The organism is Paraburkholderia bannensis, assembly GCF_014200455.1.
Classification (GTDB): domain Bacteria; phylum Pseudomonadota; class Gammaproteobacteria; order Burkholderiales; family Burkholderiaceae; genus Paraburkholderia; species Paraburkholderia bannensis_A.
The window spans coordinates 152,177-169,863 of sequence record NZ_JACHBW010000001.1; the positions used below are offsets into that span (position 1 = coordinate 152,177).

Annotated in this window: 16 protein-coding genes and 2 tRNA genes; 11 read left to right on the top strand and 7 right to left on the bottom strand. The window is 64.9% G+C overall.

What is annotated here, in order from left to right:
• Nucleotides 1–43: 43 nt before the first annotated feature.
• The 5 genes from F4827_RS00700 to pncB all read right to left on the bottom strand — a co-directional run bounded on the left by F4827_RS00700 (nt 44) and on the right by pncB (nt 6,007).
• A complete protein-coding gene (locus F4827_RS00700) occupies nt 44–1,552 on the bottom strand; it encodes a DNA recombination protein RmuC (protein ID WP_409258744.1) in 1,509 nt (502 codons plus the stop codon).
• Nucleotides 1,549–2,538 (bottom strand): D-glycerate dehydrogenase, encoded by a 990-nt coding sequence (locus F4827_RS00705; protein WP_183720927.1) that lies wholly within the window; start codon nt 2,536–2,538, stop codon nt 1,549–1,551. The genes F4827_RS00700 and F4827_RS00705 overlap by 4 nt, the downstream gene beginning before the upstream one ends.
• A 67-nt stretch (nt 2,539–2,605) precedes the next feature.
• Nucleotides 2,606–4,036 (bottom strand): sodium:proton antiporter, encoded by a 1,431-nt coding sequence (locus F4827_RS00710; RefSeq protein ID WP_183720924.1) that lies wholly within the window; start codon nt 4,034–4,036, stop codon nt 2,606–2,608.
• Nucleotides 4,026–4,697, bottom strand: a complete 672-nt coding sequence (locus F4827_RS00715) for a lactate utilization protein C (RefSeq protein WP_183720921.1) — start codon at nt 4,695–4,697, stop codon at nt 4,026–4,028. Before F4827_RS00715 ends, F4827_RS00710 begins: the two co-directional genes overlap by 11 nt.
• A gap of 107 nt (nt 4,698–4,804) precedes the next feature.
• On the bottom strand, nt 4,805–6,007 hold the full coding sequence (pncB, locus tag F4827_RS00720; RefSeq protein ID WP_183720917.1) for a nicotinate phosphoribosyltransferase: 1,203 nt from the start codon (nt 6,005–6,007) through the stop codon (nt 4,805–4,807).
• A 391-nt stretch (nt 6,008–6,398) separates the two neighbouring features.
• Between pncB and fdxA the strand changes: the two genes are divergently transcribed.
• From fdxA to F4827_RS00760, 8 genes are all read left to right on the top strand, one after another.
• Nucleotides 6,399–6,722 (top strand): ferredoxin FdxA, encoded by a 324-nt coding sequence (gene fdxA / locus F4827_RS00725; protein WP_183720914.1) that lies wholly within the window; start codon nt 6,399–6,401, stop codon nt 6,720–6,722.
• A gap of 161 nt (nt 6,723–6,883) precedes the next feature.
• Nucleotides 6,884–6,959: transfer RNA gene (locus tag F4827_RS00730), tRNA-Asn, on the top strand.
• Nucleotides 6,960–7,027: 68 nt separating this feature from the next.
• Nucleotides 7,028–7,103, top strand: a tRNA-Asn gene (locus F4827_RS00735).
• 419 nt (nt 7,104–7,522) lie between these two features.
• Nucleotides 7,523–8,026 (top strand): CreA family protein, encoded by a 504-nt coding sequence (locus F4827_RS00740; RefSeq protein ID WP_183720911.1) that lies wholly within the window; start codon nt 7,523–7,525, stop codon nt 8,024–8,026.
• Between the two features lie 64 nt (nt 8,027–8,090).
• Nucleotides 8,091–8,963 (top strand): AraC family transcriptional regulator, encoded by an 873-nt coding sequence (locus F4827_RS00745; RefSeq protein WP_183720908.1) that lies wholly within the window; start codon nt 8,091–8,093, stop codon nt 8,961–8,963.
• A 178-nt stretch (nt 8,964–9,141) separates the two neighbouring features.
• Nucleotides 9,142–9,921: an AzlC family ABC transporter permease gene (locus tag F4827_RS00750; protein ID WP_183721362.1), complete on the top strand. Its 780-nt coding sequence runs from the start codon at nt 9,142–9,144 to the stop codon at nt 9,919–9,921.
• The gene (locus tag F4827_RS00755) at nt 9,918–10,241 is read left to right on the top strand and encodes an AzlD domain-containing protein (protein WP_183720906.1); all 324 of its coding nucleotides are present in this window, start codon (nt 9,918–9,920) and stop codon (nt 10,239–10,241) included. The genes F4827_RS00750 and F4827_RS00755 overlap by 4 nt, the downstream gene beginning before the upstream one ends.
• Nucleotides 10,242–10,406: 165 nt before the next feature.
• On the top strand, nt 10,407–11,159 hold the full coding sequence (locus F4827_RS00760; protein WP_183720903.1) for a DUF4088 domain-containing protein: 753 nt from the start codon (nt 10,407–10,409) through the stop codon (nt 11,157–11,159).
• Between the two features lie 66 nt (nt 11,160–11,225).
• Here F4827_RS00760 and F4827_RS00765 read toward each other — a convergent pair whose 3' ends face one another.
• Nucleotides 11,226–13,373 (bottom strand): ATP-dependent helicase, encoded by a 2,148-nt coding sequence (locus tag F4827_RS00765; protein WP_183720900.1) that lies wholly within the window; start codon nt 13,371–13,373, stop codon nt 11,226–11,228.
• Nucleotides 13,374–13,603: 230 nt separating this feature from the next.
• Nucleotides 13,604–14,059 carry a hypothetical protein gene (locus tag F4827_RS00770; RefSeq protein ID WP_183720897.1) on the bottom strand — a complete coding sequence of 152 codons (456 nt, stop codon included), beginning with the start codon at nt 14,057–14,059 and terminating at the stop codon, nt 13,604–13,606.
• A gap of 410 nt (nt 14,060–14,469) precedes the next feature.
• On the opposite strand from F4827_RS00770, the gene F4827_RS00775 reads away from it, so the two are divergent.
• The 3 genes from F4827_RS00775 (at nt 14,470) to F4827_RS00785 (ending at nt 17,536) form a co-directional block, all read left to right on the top strand.
• Complete coding sequence (locus F4827_RS00775) at nt 14,470–14,691, top strand: RNA-binding S4 domain-containing protein (protein WP_027817334.1); 222 nt, start codon at nt 14,470–14,472, stop codon at nt 14,689–14,691.
• Nucleotides 14,692–14,911: 220 nt separating this feature from the next.
• A complete protein-coding gene (locus tag F4827_RS00780; protein WP_183720894.1) occupies nt 14,912–16,348 on the top strand; it encodes an MATE family efflux transporter in 1,437 nt (478 codons plus the stop codon).
• Nucleotides 16,349–16,570: 222 nt separating this feature from the next.
• Entirely contained in the window at nt 16,571–17,536 is a 966-nt protein-coding gene (locus tag F4827_RS00785; RefSeq protein WP_183720891.1) for a bile acid:sodium symporter family protein, read from the top strand.
• Nucleotides 17,537–17,687 lie beyond the last annotated feature (151 nt).

The following is a 17,687-nucleotide window of genomic DNA, read 5'->3' on the forward strand; positions in this document are numbered from 1 at the left end:
TGCGTCTTTGCAAGTTCGCCTGTCTGCCTGCTTGCGGCGGCAGTTACTCGTCGCTATTCCCCAGCGCATCGCCCAGCAGATTCGACGCTTCCTCACCCGGCAGCGCCTCCACGTCGCGCAGCTTGCGGTTCATCGCGCGCGTGCGCACCTCGGCAGCTTCGATCGAGCGCGTCACCGACTCCAGTTGCGACTTCGTGCGCGCGAGCACATCGCCGAACTTGCCGAACTCCGTCTTCACCGCGCCCAGCACCTGCCAGACTTCGCTCGAACGCTTTTCGATGGCGAGCGTGCGGAAGCCCATCTGCAGACTGTTGAGCAAGGCCGTAAGCGTGGTCGGCCCGGAAATCGTCACGCGGAAATCGCGCTGCAGTAAATCGGTGAGGCCCGGACGGCGCAGGATCTCGGCGTAAAGACCTTCGGTGGGCAGGAACAGCAGCGCGAAATCGGTGGTGTGCGGCGGTGCGACGTATTTTTCGGCGATGGTGCGAGCCTCGGCGCGGATGCGCGCTTCGAGCGCGCGCCCTGCTTCCTCGATACCCGCGAGATCGGCGCGCTCCTGGGCGTCGATGAGCCGTTCGTAGTCTTCGCGCGGAAACTTGGCATCGACCGGCAACCACACCGGCGCGCTATCGCCTTCGCCAGCCTTGATGCCACGCCCCGGCAGGCGGATCGCAAACTCCACGCGCTCGCTGCTGCCCGGCACCGTTGCCACGTTCTTCGCGTATTGATCGGGCGTGAGCATCTGTTCGAGCAAGGCTTCGAGCTGCACTTCGCCCCACGTGCCGCGCGTCTTCACGTTGGTCAGCACTTTTTTCAGATCGCCGACGCCCGCCGCCAGCGTCTGCATCTCGCCCAGCCCCCGATGCACCTGCTCCAGCCGGTCGGAGACCAGCTTGAACGATTCGCCCAGACGCTGCTCCAGCGTCGCATGCAATTTCTCGTCGACAGTGCGGCGCATCTCTTCGAGCTTGGCCGCATTGTTTGCCTCGATATCCTTCAGACGCTGTTCGAGCGTCGCACGCACTTCGCTCAAACGGCGATCGTTGGACTCGATCAGCTGCGCGACCTGCTGACCCAGCAAGGTGCCGAAGTGGCGCAGCGCCGCGTTCTGCTCTTCGCGCGCCTGCTGCGCCTGCGTCTGCTGGCTCTGGCGCACGGCGTCGAGCTGCTGTGCATTGGTCTGGCTGAGCTTCGCGAGCTGCTGCGCGAAGCCGTCGAGCTGGTTGTTCTGCACGGTCGCGATGCTGGTGAGATGCGCCGCGAGCGCCTGTTGCACCTGCGCGAAGCCGCCGCCGAATTCGCTGCGCGAAGCCTGTGCAGTGCGTGCGATCTCGTTGCGCAGTTCGCGCTCGATGCGCTCGGCCGCGCGCGCCTGCGTTTCGCTCGCGCCGCTCAGGCGGTCGCTCAACTGATCGAGCGCATCGAGCGTGGCCTCTTCCTGACCATGCCGACCCTGACGCGCGCGCAACAACACAACGACCGCGACAATCGCCACCGCCAGCGCGATCGCCAGTATCAGCAACACGAGCGCCATCAACGACTCGACGCTCATGAACGCGCTTTCCCCAACACGCCCGGATTGACCGGATTGGGCGGCCGCCCCGCGCGCGGCCCAACCCCTAGCGCGGCGATCAGATTGTCGGCGGCGAGATTGGCCATCGCGCGGCGCGTGCCTTCGCTGGCGCTGGCGATGTGGGGCGTGAGAACCACGTTGTCCACTTCGAGCAGCGCCGGATGCACGGCAGGCTCGCCCTCGAACACGTCAAGTCCCGCCGAAGCGATCCGGTGCGTACGCAGTGCTTCTGCCAGCGCCGCGTCATCGACGATGCCGCCGCGCGCGATGTTGGTGAGCGTGGCCGTGGGCTTCATGAGCGCCAGTTCCGCCGCGCCGATGGTGTGATGATTCTCCGGCGTGTACGGCAGCACCAGCACGACGTGATCGGCCTCCTTGAGCAGATCGGCCTTCGAACGATATTCGGCGTTCAGTTCGCGCTCGATCCCGGGTGCGACGCGCGAGCGGTTGTGATAGATCACGCGCATATTGAAGCCGCGCGCGCGGCGTGCGAGCGCCTGGCCAATGCGGCCCATGCCGATCACGCCGAGCGTCGCGCCGTGAATGTCGGCGCCAAGAAACATGTCGAACGACCACTTCTGCCATTTGCCCGCGCGCAGATAATGTTCGGATTCGGTGACGCGGCGCGCGGCCGCCATCATCAGCGCCCAGCCGAAGTCGGCCGTGGTTTCGTTGAGCACGTCAGGCGTGTTGGTACCCAGCACGTTGGCGGCGTTGAACGCCGCGATATCGAAATTGTTGTAGCCCACCGCCATGTTCGAGACCACGCGCAGGCGCGGCGCGGCCGCCAGCACGGCAGCGTCGATTGGCTCGCCCATGGTGAGCGCGCCGTCCTTGTCGGCCAGGCGCGCCTTGAGCGCGTCGGCGGACAGCGTCTCGCCGTTGTTCCAGTCGACGTCGAAGTACTGCTTGAGCCGGTCGATCACATCCGGAAAGATCGGGCGCGCCACGAGAATCTTTTGCATCGTTGCTCTCCACACTGCTGGGGTTGAGTCGCGAATCGAGTCGAAACAGTCTGAGCGCATTGTCGCGCTAGACGAAAAAGAGCCAGGTCGCGGCGGCAAAGACGGGCGTGAGCAGCACGCACGACCAGCCAAGATAGCCGAAGAAGCCCGGCATGCGCACGCCGCGCTGTTGCGCAATGGCCCTGACCATGAAGTTGGGCGCGTTGCCGATATAGGTCATCGCGCCCATCCACACCGCGCCCGCCGAGATCGCCGCCAGCGTGCGCGCGCCGCTCGTCATGAGCGTGGGCGCGTCGCCGCCCGCGAGATTGAAAAACACCAGCCACGTGGGCGCATTGTCGAGAAACGACGAGAGCAGTCCCGTCGCCCAGAAGTAGAGCGCATCGTTGGGTCGGCCCGGCGCATCGTTGACGAACTGGATCAGTGATGCGAACGCGCCGTGCTCGCCCGCCTTGAGCATCGCGATCACCGGCGTGATCGTCACGAAGATGCCCGCGAAAAGCTTGGCCACTTCCGCGATCGGCGCCCAGTCGAAACCATTGTCGGCGCGCGCCGTGCGCGAGGTGCAAGCGAGCGAGAGCGCCGCCAGCACGATCAGGCCCGCGTCGCGCACGAGGTTCTGCAATTCGAGCCGCGCGCCCGGCAGATCGACGCCGATGCCCGGCTTCCAGACGCCGCTCATCAGCACCAGCGCGATCACGCCCGCCAGCAGCACGAAGTTGAGCTTGCCGCCGATGGCGATGCCGCCGCTATCGGGCGTCGGATCGGTTCGGGCGTCGCGCACCTCGTCTGCGCGACGGAAGTACCACGAATCGAGCACCCAGAACGCAGCGAGCAGCACGGCGCAGACGAACAACATCGGTACGGCAAGATGCTGCGTAGTCCAGAAGAAACTCACGCCGTTCAGGAAACCGAGGAACAAGGGCGGGTCGCCGAGCGGCGTGAGCGAGCCGCCTGCGTTCGCGACGAGAACGATGAAGAACACCACCACATGGACGGTGTGGCGGCGATTGTCGTTGGCGCGCAAGAGCGGCCGGATCAGCAGCATGGCCGCGCCGGTCGTGCCCATCACGCTGGCGAGCACGGTGCCGAGCAGCAGAATTGTTGTGTTGGTGCGCGGCGACCCGCGCAGATTGCCGTAGATGCAGATGCCGCCGGCGATCGTATAGAGCGCGCCGAGCAGCACGATGAACGGCACGTATTCGTCGACGAGCGCATGCACGAATAGCGGATACGTGGCTCCCACCCCATGCGTGAGCGCGAACGGCAACAGGAACGCGAGCGCCCAGAACGCCGAAATCTTGCCAAAGTGGCGATGCCAGAACGCGGCCGCGAACATCGGCACAAGCGCGATCGACAACAGCATCAGGGCGAACGGCAAGCCCCATGCTGCGCCAAGCGTCGCGCCGTTGACCGTGGACGCTTGCGCGCAGGGCGCCGCGCAGGCCGCGAGCGCAGCGCCGCCCTTCAGGATGCGCAGCAGAACGTCACGCGCCATGCACGACGATGACGTGGACGCGGTACGGTCCGTGAGCGCCAAGAATGATGGTTTGTTCGATATCGCCGGTACGCGACGGACCCGAGACAAAATTGACCGCGCGCGGCAGCTCGCCGCGTTCGGCGCGCATCAGCGCGAAAGCATCCTCGTGGCCGGCCACGATGCGCGATGCGCTCACCACGGCAATATGCGTTTCGGGCAGCAGTGCCCCCGAGGCCCAGGTGTGCGGGCCGGAGAGCAACACCAGCGTGCCGGTTTCGGCTGTCGCGCAAAAGCAGCCGGTCAGGCCAACGAGATCGCGGTCTTCGGGCTTGCGGAATTCGACGCTCAGGCCCGCACCGGTCCAGTCGAACGATTCGGGCGATTCGAGCGATTTCCAGGCGACGGCCTGCGTCGGCAACTTAAGCGATGCGAGATAGCGCGCGGCGGCGGCGGGCACGTCGGCCAGCTGCGCGACTTCGTCGACGGTGGTGGCCATCTTTTTCGCCTGCTCGACGAAGTGCGCGACGAGATCGCCCTCAAGCGGCGGACGCGGACCCTGCGGATGGCGCGCGAGGTAATCGGCGACGGCTTCCCGCTCGTGCGGCGCAGGCGCAGCGTCGCGGCCCTGGGCCGCACGGATGCGCGCGAGTATGCTGCGGCGGGCGGCCGTGGTATCCATGAACATCCTCGTCAGAATGAATAAAGGCGACGCGCCGATTATACCGGCGCGTCGCCTCGGGCTTTACTGGCCGAATGGCTATCCGGACGGCCCATCCCGGGTCCGCTTCAGTGCCCGGCGAGTTCCTCTTCCGTGGGCTGTTCGATGCCGAACACCTGGCGCAGATAGGCAAGATAAGCCTTGTCGTCGCACATGTTCTTGCCCGGCGAATCGGACAGCTTGGCGACCGGCTGGCCATTGCAGCGGACCATCTTGATGACGATCTGCAAGGGCTGATAACCGAGGTCGTTGGTCAGATTGGTGCCCACGCCAAAGGCCAGACGGCAGCGGTCGCCGAAGCGCTCGTACAGACGCAGCACCTTGGGAATATCGAGCGCATCCGAGAAGATCATGGTCTTCGTGCGGCCGTCGACGCGATTGTCTTCGTAATGCTTGAGCAGGCGCTCGCCCCACTCGAACGGGTCGCCCGAATCGTGGCGCGCGCCGTCGAAGAGCTTGCAGAAGTACATGTCGAAGTCGCGCAGGAAAGCCTGCATGCCGTAGACATCCGAGAGCGCGATGCCCAGGTCGCCGCGATACTCCTTCGCCCACATCTCGAAGCCGTAGATCTGCGAGTCGCGCAGACGCGGCCCGAGCGCCTGGCAAGCCTGCAGGTACTCGTGCGCCATGGTGCCGAGCGGCGTGAGGTTGTGCTTCATCGCGTAGTACACGTTGCTGGTGCCCGTGAACTGCTCGCCCAGATCTTCCTTGAGCGTGAGGATCACCTCTTCGTGCCAGCGCTTCGAGAAACGGCGGCGCGTGCCGTAATCGGCGATCTTGCAGTCAGCGAATTCAGGCTTGGCGCCCAGCAGCTCGATCTTGCGGCGCAGGCGCTCGCGCCCCTCTTCGTACTGCGGATGATGCTGCGTGTTGCGGAAATAGACTTCGTTGACGATCGCGAGCACCGGGATCTCGAAGAGGATCGTATGCAGCCACGGTCCCTTGATCTCGATATCGATTTCGCCGTTGTTCTTCGGCGAAGGCGTGACCGAAATGTACTTCTCGTTCAGGTGGAACAGCGCGAGGAAATCGACGAAATCGCCCTTCACGAAGCGCATCTTGCGCAGATATTCGAGCTCGGGCTCGGCGAAGCGCAGGCGGCAGAGCTTGGAGATTTCGCTACGGATCTCGTCGACGTAAGGCACGAGATCGACGTCCGGCGTGCGGCATTTGAAGCGATATTCCACATTGGCCGCGGGGAAATGATGCAGCACCACCTGCATCATCGTGAATTTGTACAGATCGGTATCGAGCAGCGAAGTAATGACCATGATTGACGAGCCGGACTGCAATCGGGGGGCGCCCGCCGGTCTGTTCCGGGCCGCCGGCACGCCTCGTGGGGCATGCGGCGACGCCGTCGGGCGGCGGGCATCAACGGTGCGCCCATGTTACCCGAATGCGGCATTCCGACGCGGCCATGCTCGCACGCCCGTTGAGGGCGCAGGGATATTGCGCAAGAAAGCGGCTCATCGCGCCACCTATCGGGCCACCCATCGCGCCGTTTCATCGAGCCCATGCCGCACTGCATAAACTAATCACGAAACGATATAAACGCTGCCGCGAGGGTGTGGATGGGGAATTTCCCATTCAGTTACAATACCGCTTTTGGCGCGGCCACCCCCAGCGCCATCCCCAATACAAAAGCTTGCAGGAGCTGCCTGAATGACCCACGTTGTGACCGAAAGCTGCATCAAGTGCCGCTATACCGACTGCGTCGATGTGTGCCCGGTGGACTGCTTTCGCGAAGGTCCCAACTTCCTCGCGATCGACCCGGACGAATGCATCGACTGCGCTGTTTGCGTCGCAGAATGCCCGGTGAACGCCATTTACGCTGAAGAAGACGTGCCTGGCGACCAGCAACAGTTCATCGAACTGAACGCCGAACTGGCGAAGAACTGGCCGAGCATCACCAAGACCAAGCCCGCGCTGCCCGAAGCCGAAGAATTCAAGGACGTGAAGGAAAAGCTCGCACTGCTGGCCCGCTAATCGAGCGCGCCGGGCGAGCATCTGGCGTGTCTGTTGATGCGCGCTTAGCGGCCTCGTCATCCCCTGCCGGAATTTTTTCGCGGGCATGAAAATAAGATGACGATCAGGTGTTGACAGACCCTGCCAGACATCCTAGAATCTCGTTCTCTGCTTTTGTTGATTCCCCGATAGCTCAGTCGGTAGAGCGCCGGACTGTTAATCCGTAGGTCCCTGGTTCGAGCCCAGGTCGGGGAGCCAGAATTTTCAAAAGCCCGTTAATCACAACGGACTTTTTAAAGAAGTTAAAGCTGTAGATGTACTGCTGTTCCCCGATAGCTCAGTCGGTAGAGCGCCGGACTGTTAATCCGTAGGTCCCTGGTTCGAGCCCAGGTCGGGGAGCCAAAATATAAAGCCGTTGCGTTTTTGCGCAACGGCTTTTTTCTTTTCAAGCGTCGGAAAACCGTCACTCCTTGCGGTATCGCATCCAATGTTCGCGAACTGGCATGAGGGCTGCGTACCGGTCTGGTGTACTCGTGGCAACACTACGAGCAGACGGGTTTCCATTCGACTGGCAAAGCGGTGCGCGCCTGGCGGACACGTGGGGCACCGACACTGAAGGGACGCCACCGGATTGCCACAAGTAATCGTCATTGCATTCGGCGATAAAGAGCGATTACGGCCACATCGCTCTTTATCACTATCCTCCCGAGCGCGACGCCGTCTATGTGCTGGCGTTGCGGCATCAGCGCGAATTCGGCTATCGATCGCGCACTGTCGTCGCCCTGCCCGATAATGTTGCTTCACCATCTCCGGGAGTCCGCATGAAATCGCGCACGACATCAAACCGCCACGCCGCCAGCCTGCGCCACGCGCTGGCTCTTTGCGCGAGCACGCTCGTCATGGCCACTGCACACGCTGAGCAGATCGGCAGCGTGAACACCAACTTCCGCATGACCGGTTCCGACAAAGTGGTCGTCGAGGCCTACGACGATCCCGCTGTGCAGGGCGTCACCTGCTACGTGTCGCGAGCGCGCACCGGCGGCGTGAAAGGCACGCTCGGCATTGCCGAGGACCCGACCGAAGCGTCGATCGCCTGCCGCCAGGTCGGCCCGATCAGTTTCGCCGCCCCGCTCAAGCAGCAAGCCGATGTCTTCAGCGAACGCATGTCGTTCCTCTTCAAAACGTTGCATGTGGTGCGCGTGGTCGACACGAAGCGCAACGCGCTCGTCTATCTCACCTACAGCGACCGCGTCGTGAGCGGCAGCGCGAAGAACAGCGTCACCGCCGTACCGATGCCCACCGGCACGACGATTCCCGTGCGCTAAACTGCAAGGATCTTCGCCGCATTCACGTCTCGCATACTCGTCCGATTCGCGCCGGATCCGCGCCATGGCCCACTCCGCCTTTCGCGATTACGCCCGTTACTGGCGCTCGCCGCTCTTGCCCGGCGCGGAGTTGCTCACGGCCGAGTATCACGATCACGCGTTCACCCCGCACTGGCACGACGCCTACACGGTTCCCGTGATCGAGGAAGGCGCGGAGTGCTATCGCTACAGCGGTGCGCATCATGTCGCGCAAGCCGGCAGCGTGCCCGTCATCAATCCGGGCGAGCTTCACACGGGCGCGCGCGCTGTGGACGAGGGCTGGCGCTATCGCGTCATGTACGTGCCGGTGGACTATCTGCACGCGCTCGCAAACGAGATCGCTGGCAGCGCACAGCCTCTACCGTGGTTCGATGCCGAAGTAATCCGCGACCGCGATCTGGCCCGCCGCGTCTCGCGCGCGCACTTGCTGATGGAAACGCACGCTGCCAGCGGCGCCACGCCCGACTCCTCTGCCCGCACGGATTCCCCCGATCTGCTGGCCGCCGAAGCCGCGCTGATCGACGCCCTTTCGACGCTGCTCGTACGCTATGGACGCACGCGCGCCACGCCGCTGCTGGCCAGTTCGCACGAACCGCGCGTCGATGTCATGAAGGCATTGCTCGCCGCCGACCTGACGACGCCCCTGCGCGTGGCCGATCTCGCTCAGGCGATCGGCTTGTCGCCGTTTCACGCGTCGCGCCTTTTCACCCAGGCGACCGGTCTGCCGCCGCACGCCTGGCGCACGCAGTTGCGGCTGCAACGCGCGCTCGCGCCCTTGCGGGCGGGCGTGGCTGTCGCCGATGTCGCGGCCGCGCACGGTTTCACGGATCAGAGCCACTTCACGCGTCACTTCCGCCGCATGTTCGGCGTGCCGCCGGGACGCTGGCAAACAGCCTGAATGCGGGCCTGAATCTGGGCCTGCCTTATACCGCCAGGGTTTGCGGCCAAAGCGCAAGATCGTACAAGCCACGCGCCGCGCGGCTCGCTAAGCTGGTTCTCCGTTACAGGAGAACGGCTTGACCTCGCACCCTCACCGCTTCAAGGAATTCGTCGCCGGCGCGCGCGACACCGTGCCGATGATGATCGGCGCCGCGCCCTTCGGCATGATCTTCGGCACGCTCGTCGCCACCGGGCCGCTCGCACTCTGGCACGGCCAGTTGATGTCGCTGGCCGTGTTCGCCGGCTCCGCGCAGTTCATCGCGCTCGGGCTGATCGCCTCGCATGCGAGCTTCGCCGTGATCTGGGCGACCACGTTCATCGTCAATCTGCGCCATGTGCTCTATAGCGCGACGCTCGCGCCCTATGTTTCGCATCTGCCGCTGCGCTGGCGTCTCGTGCTCGGCGGCGTGCTCACCGACGAAGTCTTTGCCGTCGCCTGGGCGTATTTCCGCCGACATGCGCCAGGCGACGTCTCGCCGTGGCACTTCCTCGGCTCGGGACTTTCGATGTATCTGAACTGGCAGGTCTGGACCGCTGCGGGCCTGCTGTTCGGGGTGGCCTTTCCGGGGCTTCAGTCGCTCGGGCTGGACTTCGCGATGGTCGCCACCTTTATCGCCATCGTCGTGCCGCAACTGGTGGCCGTGCGCTATCTGGCCGCCGCCATCACCGCGGGCGCGCTCGCGTTCTTCTGGCAGGCGTGGCCGTACAAACTCGGACTGCTGGGCGCGGTGCTGGTGGGCGTGGCAGTGGGCGTCATGCTGTCGCGCACGCGCAGGCCGCTTGATCTCAACGCGGACGCCGACGAAAGCGATAGCGATCCCCCAAGGCCCGCTCCAACGCATCGCCAGCCGCCCGCGCCGCCCCGTCAATTGCACGATCAACGCGAGCCGCATGCCATCACCGGAGGCCAGCGATGAACTACGTCGTTTTGATTCTCGGCATGGCCGCCATCACCCTGCTCGTGCGCACCGCAGTGTTCGTACTGGGCGAGCGCCTCGTGTTCCCGCCGCTCGTGCGCATGGCGCTAGGCTTCGTGCCAGTGACGGTGCTCACCGCGATCATCGTGCCGATGGCCGTTTCGCCGCACGGCCAGCATGCCGAGTTAAGCTGGCGCAATCCTCAGCTCGTCGGCGCACTGGCGGCGATCGCCGTGAGCGCGCTCACGAAGCGCCCGCTTCTCACCATCGCCGTGGGCCTGGGCGTGTTCTTTTTCTGGCAGGGCGTGGTATTGCGCTAGCCCGCGCGGCGGGCCTTCCGGCCGGTTTCGAAGCGACGCTCGGCCCGCTCCACTCAAGTTTCGCCCCCGTGCGCCGTTAAACCGTCGAGGCCTGCTTTGGCGCGATCTGCTCAAAACGAGCCAGGCGAATTCAGGCACCGCCAGGAATACACCGGGGCAACCACAATGGGGCACATCACCCTCAATCTCAAGGACGAAACGCTTGCGTCGCTGCGCAAGGATTTCGACGCGTTCCTGCGCGTCTCGCTCAAGCTCGACCCGCAGTTTCTGACGCCGTCGTTCGAGGACTTCCTGCGCGCGAAGCTGCTCGACAATATGACGCCGCTCACCGAACAGGCGGTGCAGCGTCTGCTGCAAGGCGGCCAGTACGCATGGGCCAAGCGCACGCTCGACAAGGAATTCCCGGAAGTCGTGTCGATACTGCTGCGGCAGGCGGGCGAGTTCGGCTTCGGCTTTGCGTCGCGGCCCGAATGGACGCCCGAAGAGCTGGCCAAACAGAGCCGCGAATGGGCAGCCGCAATCGTCACCGAGGCGCAAGGCGAAGAAGCGCTGATCGACCCGCTCGCCGCGCAGATCAAATCAGGCGTGCAGGACATCCAGACGCTGGAAGAAACCATGCAGACGCCGGCCTGGCGGCTTGCGGAATCGCTGCGCCAGCGTGTCTATGAAGCGAAGATCGGCTGCGAACAGGCAAGCGGCAGTCTCGCGCGCGAAAGGCTGGGCGAACTGCGCGGCCTGCTGCGCATGGGCATCACGCACGGCACGTTCCAGAAGCAGGAAGCGCAACAGATCATGGAATATCTGCGTCTGCTGAAGCCGGAAATCTTCGTCGAGGAACCGGACGACGTATTCACGCGCCTCGCCGCGTGGCTGCGCAACTTCTTTGTGCCGCCCACGCCGAGAAACCAGCCGCGCTAATTTGCCTGCCAGACGCGGCATCGCGCGCCGCGTCCGCCGCATCTGCTTGCGCTCACTTCCCCGCTTTTAATCCCACATCTTGCGCAGTTTTGCGCCGATTTCGATTTTTGCGCGCGCCGCCGCGGCCAGTCCCGACGCGCCAGGCGCGCCGACCACGGGCGGCGGCGGCCACGCGCAGGATTCGAACAGCGGCAGCATCTGCGCGCCGATAAAGCGCGTGCGCGATGCCCACACGTGCCGGTCGCCCGCCGCCGCCTGGTTATGCACGTAAAAGCGTTGCGGCACGACGATGTGCAGGTCTTCCTTCGCGCGCGTCATCGCCACATAAAGCAGCCGGCGCTCCTCTTCCAGTTCCTCGTCGCTGCCCGCGCCCAGATCGGACGGAATGCAGCCGTCGACACCATTGAGCACGAACACATTGCGCCACTCCTGCCCTTTGGCCGAGTGGATCGTCGAAAGAATCAGATAGTCCTCGTCGAGCAGCGGATCGGCGGATTCGGCGCTGGTGGCGTCCGGTGGATCGAGCGTGAGTTCGGTCAAAAAGCGCTCTCGTGACGGGTACGTGCTGGCAATACTTTCCATCTGCAGCAGATCGGCCATGCGCACCTGAGCATCTTCGTGATTGCGCTCCAGATGCGGTTCGTACCACCGCCGCACGCGTTCGAATTCGCCGGGCCAAGGCGTGGCGCGCGCGCCAATATTGTCGATCAGCGCGGTGAACGCGGGCCAGTCCTGCGCCGCGCGCAGCGGCGGCGCGAAGGCCGCGAGCGCCTGCGCGGCGCGGTAAGCGCCGGTGCACGCCGCCACCTGATCGAGCAGCCGTGCGGCCGTAGCCGGCCCGACGCCCGGCATCAGCTGCGTGACGCGAAACCCGGCCACACGGTCCAGCGGGTTTTCGGCCCAGCGCAGCACGGCCAGCACATCCTTGACGTGCGCGGCGTCCAGAAAGCGCAGACCGCCGAATTTCACGAACGGGATATTGCGGCGTGCGAGTTCGATTTCGAGCGTGGCGCTATGGTGCGCGGCGCGAAACAGCACGGCCTGTTGCTTGAGCGCCATGCCGCCCTCGCGCGCCTCCAGAATCTGTTCCACCACGTAGCGCGCCTGGGTGGCTTCGTCGGCGACCGTGACGAGGCGCGGCCGCTGCTGCGAGGCCTTATCGGTCCAGAGATTCTTGGTATAGCGCTCGGCGGCGGCATCCATGACCGCGTTGGACGCCGCGAGGATCGGCCCGGTCGAGCGGTAGTTGCGTTCGAGCGTCACCTGCCGCGCAGGCGGATCGAAATGCGTGGGGAAATCGAGGATGTTGCGCACCGTTGCGCCCCGGAACGAGTAAATTGCCTGCGCATCGTCGCCGACCACCGTCAGCCCGCGCCCGTCAGGCTTGAGCGCGAGCAGGATCGACGCCTGCAGGCGATTGGTGTCCTGATACTCGTCAACGAGAATGTGATCGAAGCGCGCAGCAAGATCGGCGGCGATAGCCGGTTCTGCCGACATATGCGCCCAATATAGCAACAGATCATCGTAATCGAGGACGTTCTGTTTCTGCTTGGCATCGGTATAGGCGGCGAACAGCGCGCGCAGTTGCGGCTCCCATTCGAGGCACCACGAAAATGAGCGCGCCAGCACGTTCGGCAGCGAATCACCGGTATTCACCACCCGAGAGTAAATCGCCAGACAGGTGGATTTAGCCGGAAATCGCTTCTCTTTCGCCGACAATCCCAGCTCATGACGCACGAGATTCATCAGATCGGCGGAATCCTCCCGGTCGTTGATCGTGAATGCGGGCGACAGTCCGATCTGCTCGGCGTATTCGCGCAGCAAACGGGCGCCCACGCCATGAAAGGTCCCCGCCCACGTCAGCCCTTGCGCCAGCGTCGCCGCGACGCCTGAAACGCCCGCGGCGATGCGGGCGACGCGTCGCGTCATCTCCTGCGCCGCGCGGCGCGAGAAGGTTAGCAGCAGGATACGATGCGGATCGGCGCCGTTGACCACCAGATGGGCGACGCGATGCGCCAGCGTATTGGTTTTGCCCGAACCCGCGCCGGCGATTACAAGCAGCGGTTCCGGAAGCGTCACCCCTGGCGCGAAGGCGTTCGATCCGCCATGCTCGACGGCGTCGCGCTGGGCATCATTGAGCTTCGCGAGATAAGCCGTCACATCGGGCAGGACCGCTTCGGCTTGGGAGGAGTCGGCAAGAGTGACAGTGGACACGGCGCAGGATCACAAGGAGGAGAAGCGGAGGAGAAGCGCGTCGTACTCGACGCGGCGACGCATACTGTATATCCATACACCTCGCAGCTGCAAGCGCGTCGAACCCGCCGTGATCTGGCGATATTTACACGCGAACGTCGCGCGAACCGGTTCTGGCGTCCAGAAAAAGCAAACGGCGGCCTCCGTTGCCGGAGGCCGCCGCTCAATGCCTCAAAATCTGCCGGCGAGTCTTACGGTTGCGATGTACCGCTCTGCTGCACCGCGCCTTGCTGCTGCGCCGACTGGCCGCTCATCTGGTCCTTCATTTCCGAATCGTTGGCCTCACGGTCAGCCTTGCGGTTGATCTTCGCGTCCTTGACCTGCGACTTGTACTGCGACTTGGCTTGCTTCTTCGCGTCCTTGTATTCCGCGTTCGCCGACTTTTTGGCACTGCGGTATTCGGCACTGGCCTGGGCATTCGCTTCACGCTTTTGCACCAGCGGATCCGTCGACGTGGGCGCGGTCAGGTTTTGCGGAGCCGGTGCGGGTTGCGCGACGCCGGCTGCGGCCGGCGCCTGGCTGGGTGCGGCGGCCGGCGCGAGGGTCGGCGCAGCCGACGCAGCGTCAGTCTGGGCGAACGCGCCTTGCGCGAACAGCGCGGCGGTGGCGAGAGCGGTACCGGTAAGCAGCTTGTGAATCTGAGTCATGGCATATCCTCTTTGCAATAGTTCCGGGAGTCGGTTCGCAACGGCCATACCTGCGTGCCGCTGTTGCTTCTATTGCCCTGTTGCGATCCGGCTCCCGCTCGATGAATCTGCCTCCTTGTCTTCGTCGATGGCGCAGTGCTGCGCGTATCTTCGAGAGGCAGTTTTCTCGGCTGGGGTGAAGCCATTTTTGTCTGAGGAAGCCCGTGATGTCCCGCAGCGTTACTCACCGTTTCACTTTCTGACGATTTCATAACATCTGGCCCCGAGATGTATCCGCCCGGTAGCATTTGCGTAGCAGTCATCGATCCACCCTCGAATCAACCGCGCCCGGACGGCTCGCAAGCCTGGGATCGCTTATCATGCTCACCCTTCGCGCGCCCGCGCGGCGCGCTCCTGATTCCCGATCTGCCATGCCCAATCTCGATTTCACCCTGACCGGCGACTACGTCGAACTCCACAACCTCCTGAAGATCACCGGCCTTGCCGACAGCGGCGGCTCGGCCAAGGTGATCGTCGCGTCCGGCGCGGTCAAGGTCGACGGCGAAGTGGAACTGCGCAAGACCTGCAAGATTCGCGCGGGACAATCGGTGCTGCTCGGCGACACGCGCATCGCGATCCACGAAGCGCAGTAGTGGGGTCGCGGGGTTGCGTCCACAGTTCGCGTCCGCAGTTCGCCTCGGCGTGCGGGCCGCACAAGCACGAAAGCGAAGGCTTTCGAAAGCAAATGCACCATGTAGGTGCTTTTTAGCCAAAAGAAGCGTAATCTCGTCTTTTGCTTCCAACTCCCACCACGACGCGAGCAGCACCCAACACAGGACACGCGGCGCGATTCTTCGCGCCGCGTCTGCTTTTATGACCCGATCCACCGCATCCACGCGCGCCCAGAGCAACCCCGGCAACCCCGATCCACGCCGCGCCATCGCCCCGCCAACGCTTCGCCGTCACGCCGCCGACACCGCGCGACTCGCCGCGCCACTCGCCATCGCACAGCTTTCGCAAATGGCCATGAGCGTGACCGACACGGTGCTGCTCGGCTCGCTGGGCGCGGGCGCGCTCGCGGCCGGCGGACTTGGCGCGAATCTGTTCTTCGTGGTGGTGACGGTGCTGCAGGGCGTGCTGACCTCGGTGAGCGTGAGCGTCGCCCAGGCGCGCGGTGCCGACGATCTGCATCGCGTGCCGCATATTTACTGGACGGGCTTCGCGCTTTCGCTGCTGCTGGCCGTGCCGGCATTCGTGCTGCTCTCGTTTGCCGGACCGCTGCTGCTGGCGCTCGGCGAGCCGTCGGTGCTCGCGCATCAGGTCGGCGAATATGCCTCGGTGCTGCGCTGGGGCGCGCCCGCAAGCCTGATCGGCGTGGGGCTGATGCGCTCGTTCCTGCCCGCCATCGGCGCGGCCAGGCGGCTGCTCTGGGTGTCGATCGGCAGCGTGTTTTTCAACGGCTTCCTCAACTACGGGCTGATTCATGGCGCGTGGGGCCTGCCGCATCTGGGCTTTCTCGGCTCGGCGGCGGCCACCTCGATCACCATCTGGCTGACCACGCTGCTGCTGATGGCGCTGCTGCATCTGCGGCCCTCGCACCAGCACTTCGTCGTGGCGCGCCGTCCCACCGCGCCGATGATGGGCGAGCTCTTTACGATCGGCTGGCCGGTGGCGATCACTTTCGCGGTCGAAGCGACGCTGTTCCTCGCCACCGGCATCGTCATGGGGCTGCTCGGCTCGACGCCGCTGGCCGCGCATCAGATCGCGCTGAACGTCGCCTCGGTGATGTTCATGGTGCCGCTGTCGATCGGCCAGGCGGCCAATGTGCGCGTGGGCTACTGGATCGGCGCGGGCCAGCCGGGCGCGGCGCGCCATGCGGGCTTCGTTGCGCTGGCGCTGGGCGTGGGTTTCATGTCGATGTCGGCGCTCGTGATGGTGCTCGCGCCGCACTGGATCGTCGGCCTGTATCTGCATCTGGACGATCCGGCCAATGCGCAGACCGTCGCGCTTGCCGCGTCGCTGCTGGGCGTGGCCGCCATTTTCCAGATCGTCGACGGCATGCAGACGGTCGGTTCGGGCTGCCTGCGCGGCCTCAAGGACACCCGCATTCCGATGTTGGCCGCAACGCTCGGCTACTGGGGGATCGGCTTTCCGTTCGGCTATGCGCTGGCGTTTCACTTCGGGCTGGGTGCGCTCGGGCTGTGGTGGGGGCTTGCCGCAGGACTGGCGAGCGTAGCCTTGCTCATGACCTGGCGCTTCCATCACATCAGCCGCCGCGTGCAGCGCGAAGCCGCCACGCGGGCAGGCTGACGCAGCCTGGCGGGCGGTTAGAATACGCGGCTGGCAAGGCGCGGCTACCGCCGTGCGCCAGCCGTCCCACGAGGGCGCAGAACAATACGCAAATGCCAGGCGCATGCCTCGCAAACGCCAGGCAAATAACCAGACAGCGCGTCCGCGCACGACCTGCGCCGTCGTCTGCCCTGCCCTGGCGCCGAGCCTCGAACGCCCTCTTTCCCGGACTCTCACAGCCCCATGCTCGCCCCCATCACCCGACTGTTCCCGCTCTGGGCCATCCTCGTTTCGCTGTTCGCCTACTTCAATCCCGGCGCGGTCGCGCCCGTCACGCCGCACGTCACCACGCTGCTCACCATCATCATGCTGGCGATGGGCGTGACGCTTTCGTTCGCCGATTTCCAGCGTGTCTTCACACGCCCAGCGCCCGTGCTGGCCGGCATCGTCCTGCACTATCTGGTGATGCCGCTGGCCGCCTGGGGCATCGCCCACGCGCTGCGCATGAGCCCGGACCTCACCGCCGGCATGGTGCTGGTCGGCAGCGTGGCGAGCGGCACGGCGTCGAACGTGATGATCTACCTCGCGCGCGGCGACGTGGCGCTGTCGGTGACGATCAGCGCGCTCTCCACGCTGGTGGGGGTGTTCGCGACGCCGCTGCTGACGCGCCTTTACGTGGACGCCTCGATCGTCGTCGACGTGCACGGCATGCTCATGAGCATCGTGCAGATCGTCGCGCTGCCGATCGTCGTTGGCCTGATCGTGAACCGTCTGGCCGGCGGCCTCGTGCGGCGCGCCGAACCGGCGCTGCCGCTCGTCTCGATGGTGTCGATCCTCGCGATCATCGCCGCCGTGGTGGGCGGCACGCATGCGAGCATCGCCACGGTCGGTCCGCTGGTGGCGCTGGGCGTGGTGCTGCACAACGGCATTGGCCTGCTGGGCGGCTACTGGGGCGGCCGCCTGCTCGGCTTCGACGAATCCGTGTGCCGCACGCTGGCCATCGAAGTGGGCATGCAGAACTCAGGGCTTGCGGCAACGCTTGGCAAGATTTATTTCTCGCCGCTCGCGGCCTTGCCGGGCGCGCTGTTCTCTGTCTGGCACAACCTCTCGGGATCGCTGCTTGCTGGGTTCTGGGCCGGCAGACCGGCGCGTGGCAGCGAACGCGACGCCGACGAGGCGCGCGAGCGCACGCGCGCCTCGCACGGCTAGGCGCGCTCCCCGTGGCTCGCCTGAGATCATGTTGCGCCGCTGGCAGATAGAATCCGCCAGGAATCCGCCAGCGGCGCAACGTAATCGAAACACGCGAACCACGCGAATCTGACCTGCACGGGCAAGGCCGGCAGGGGGGACGCCCGGCGCC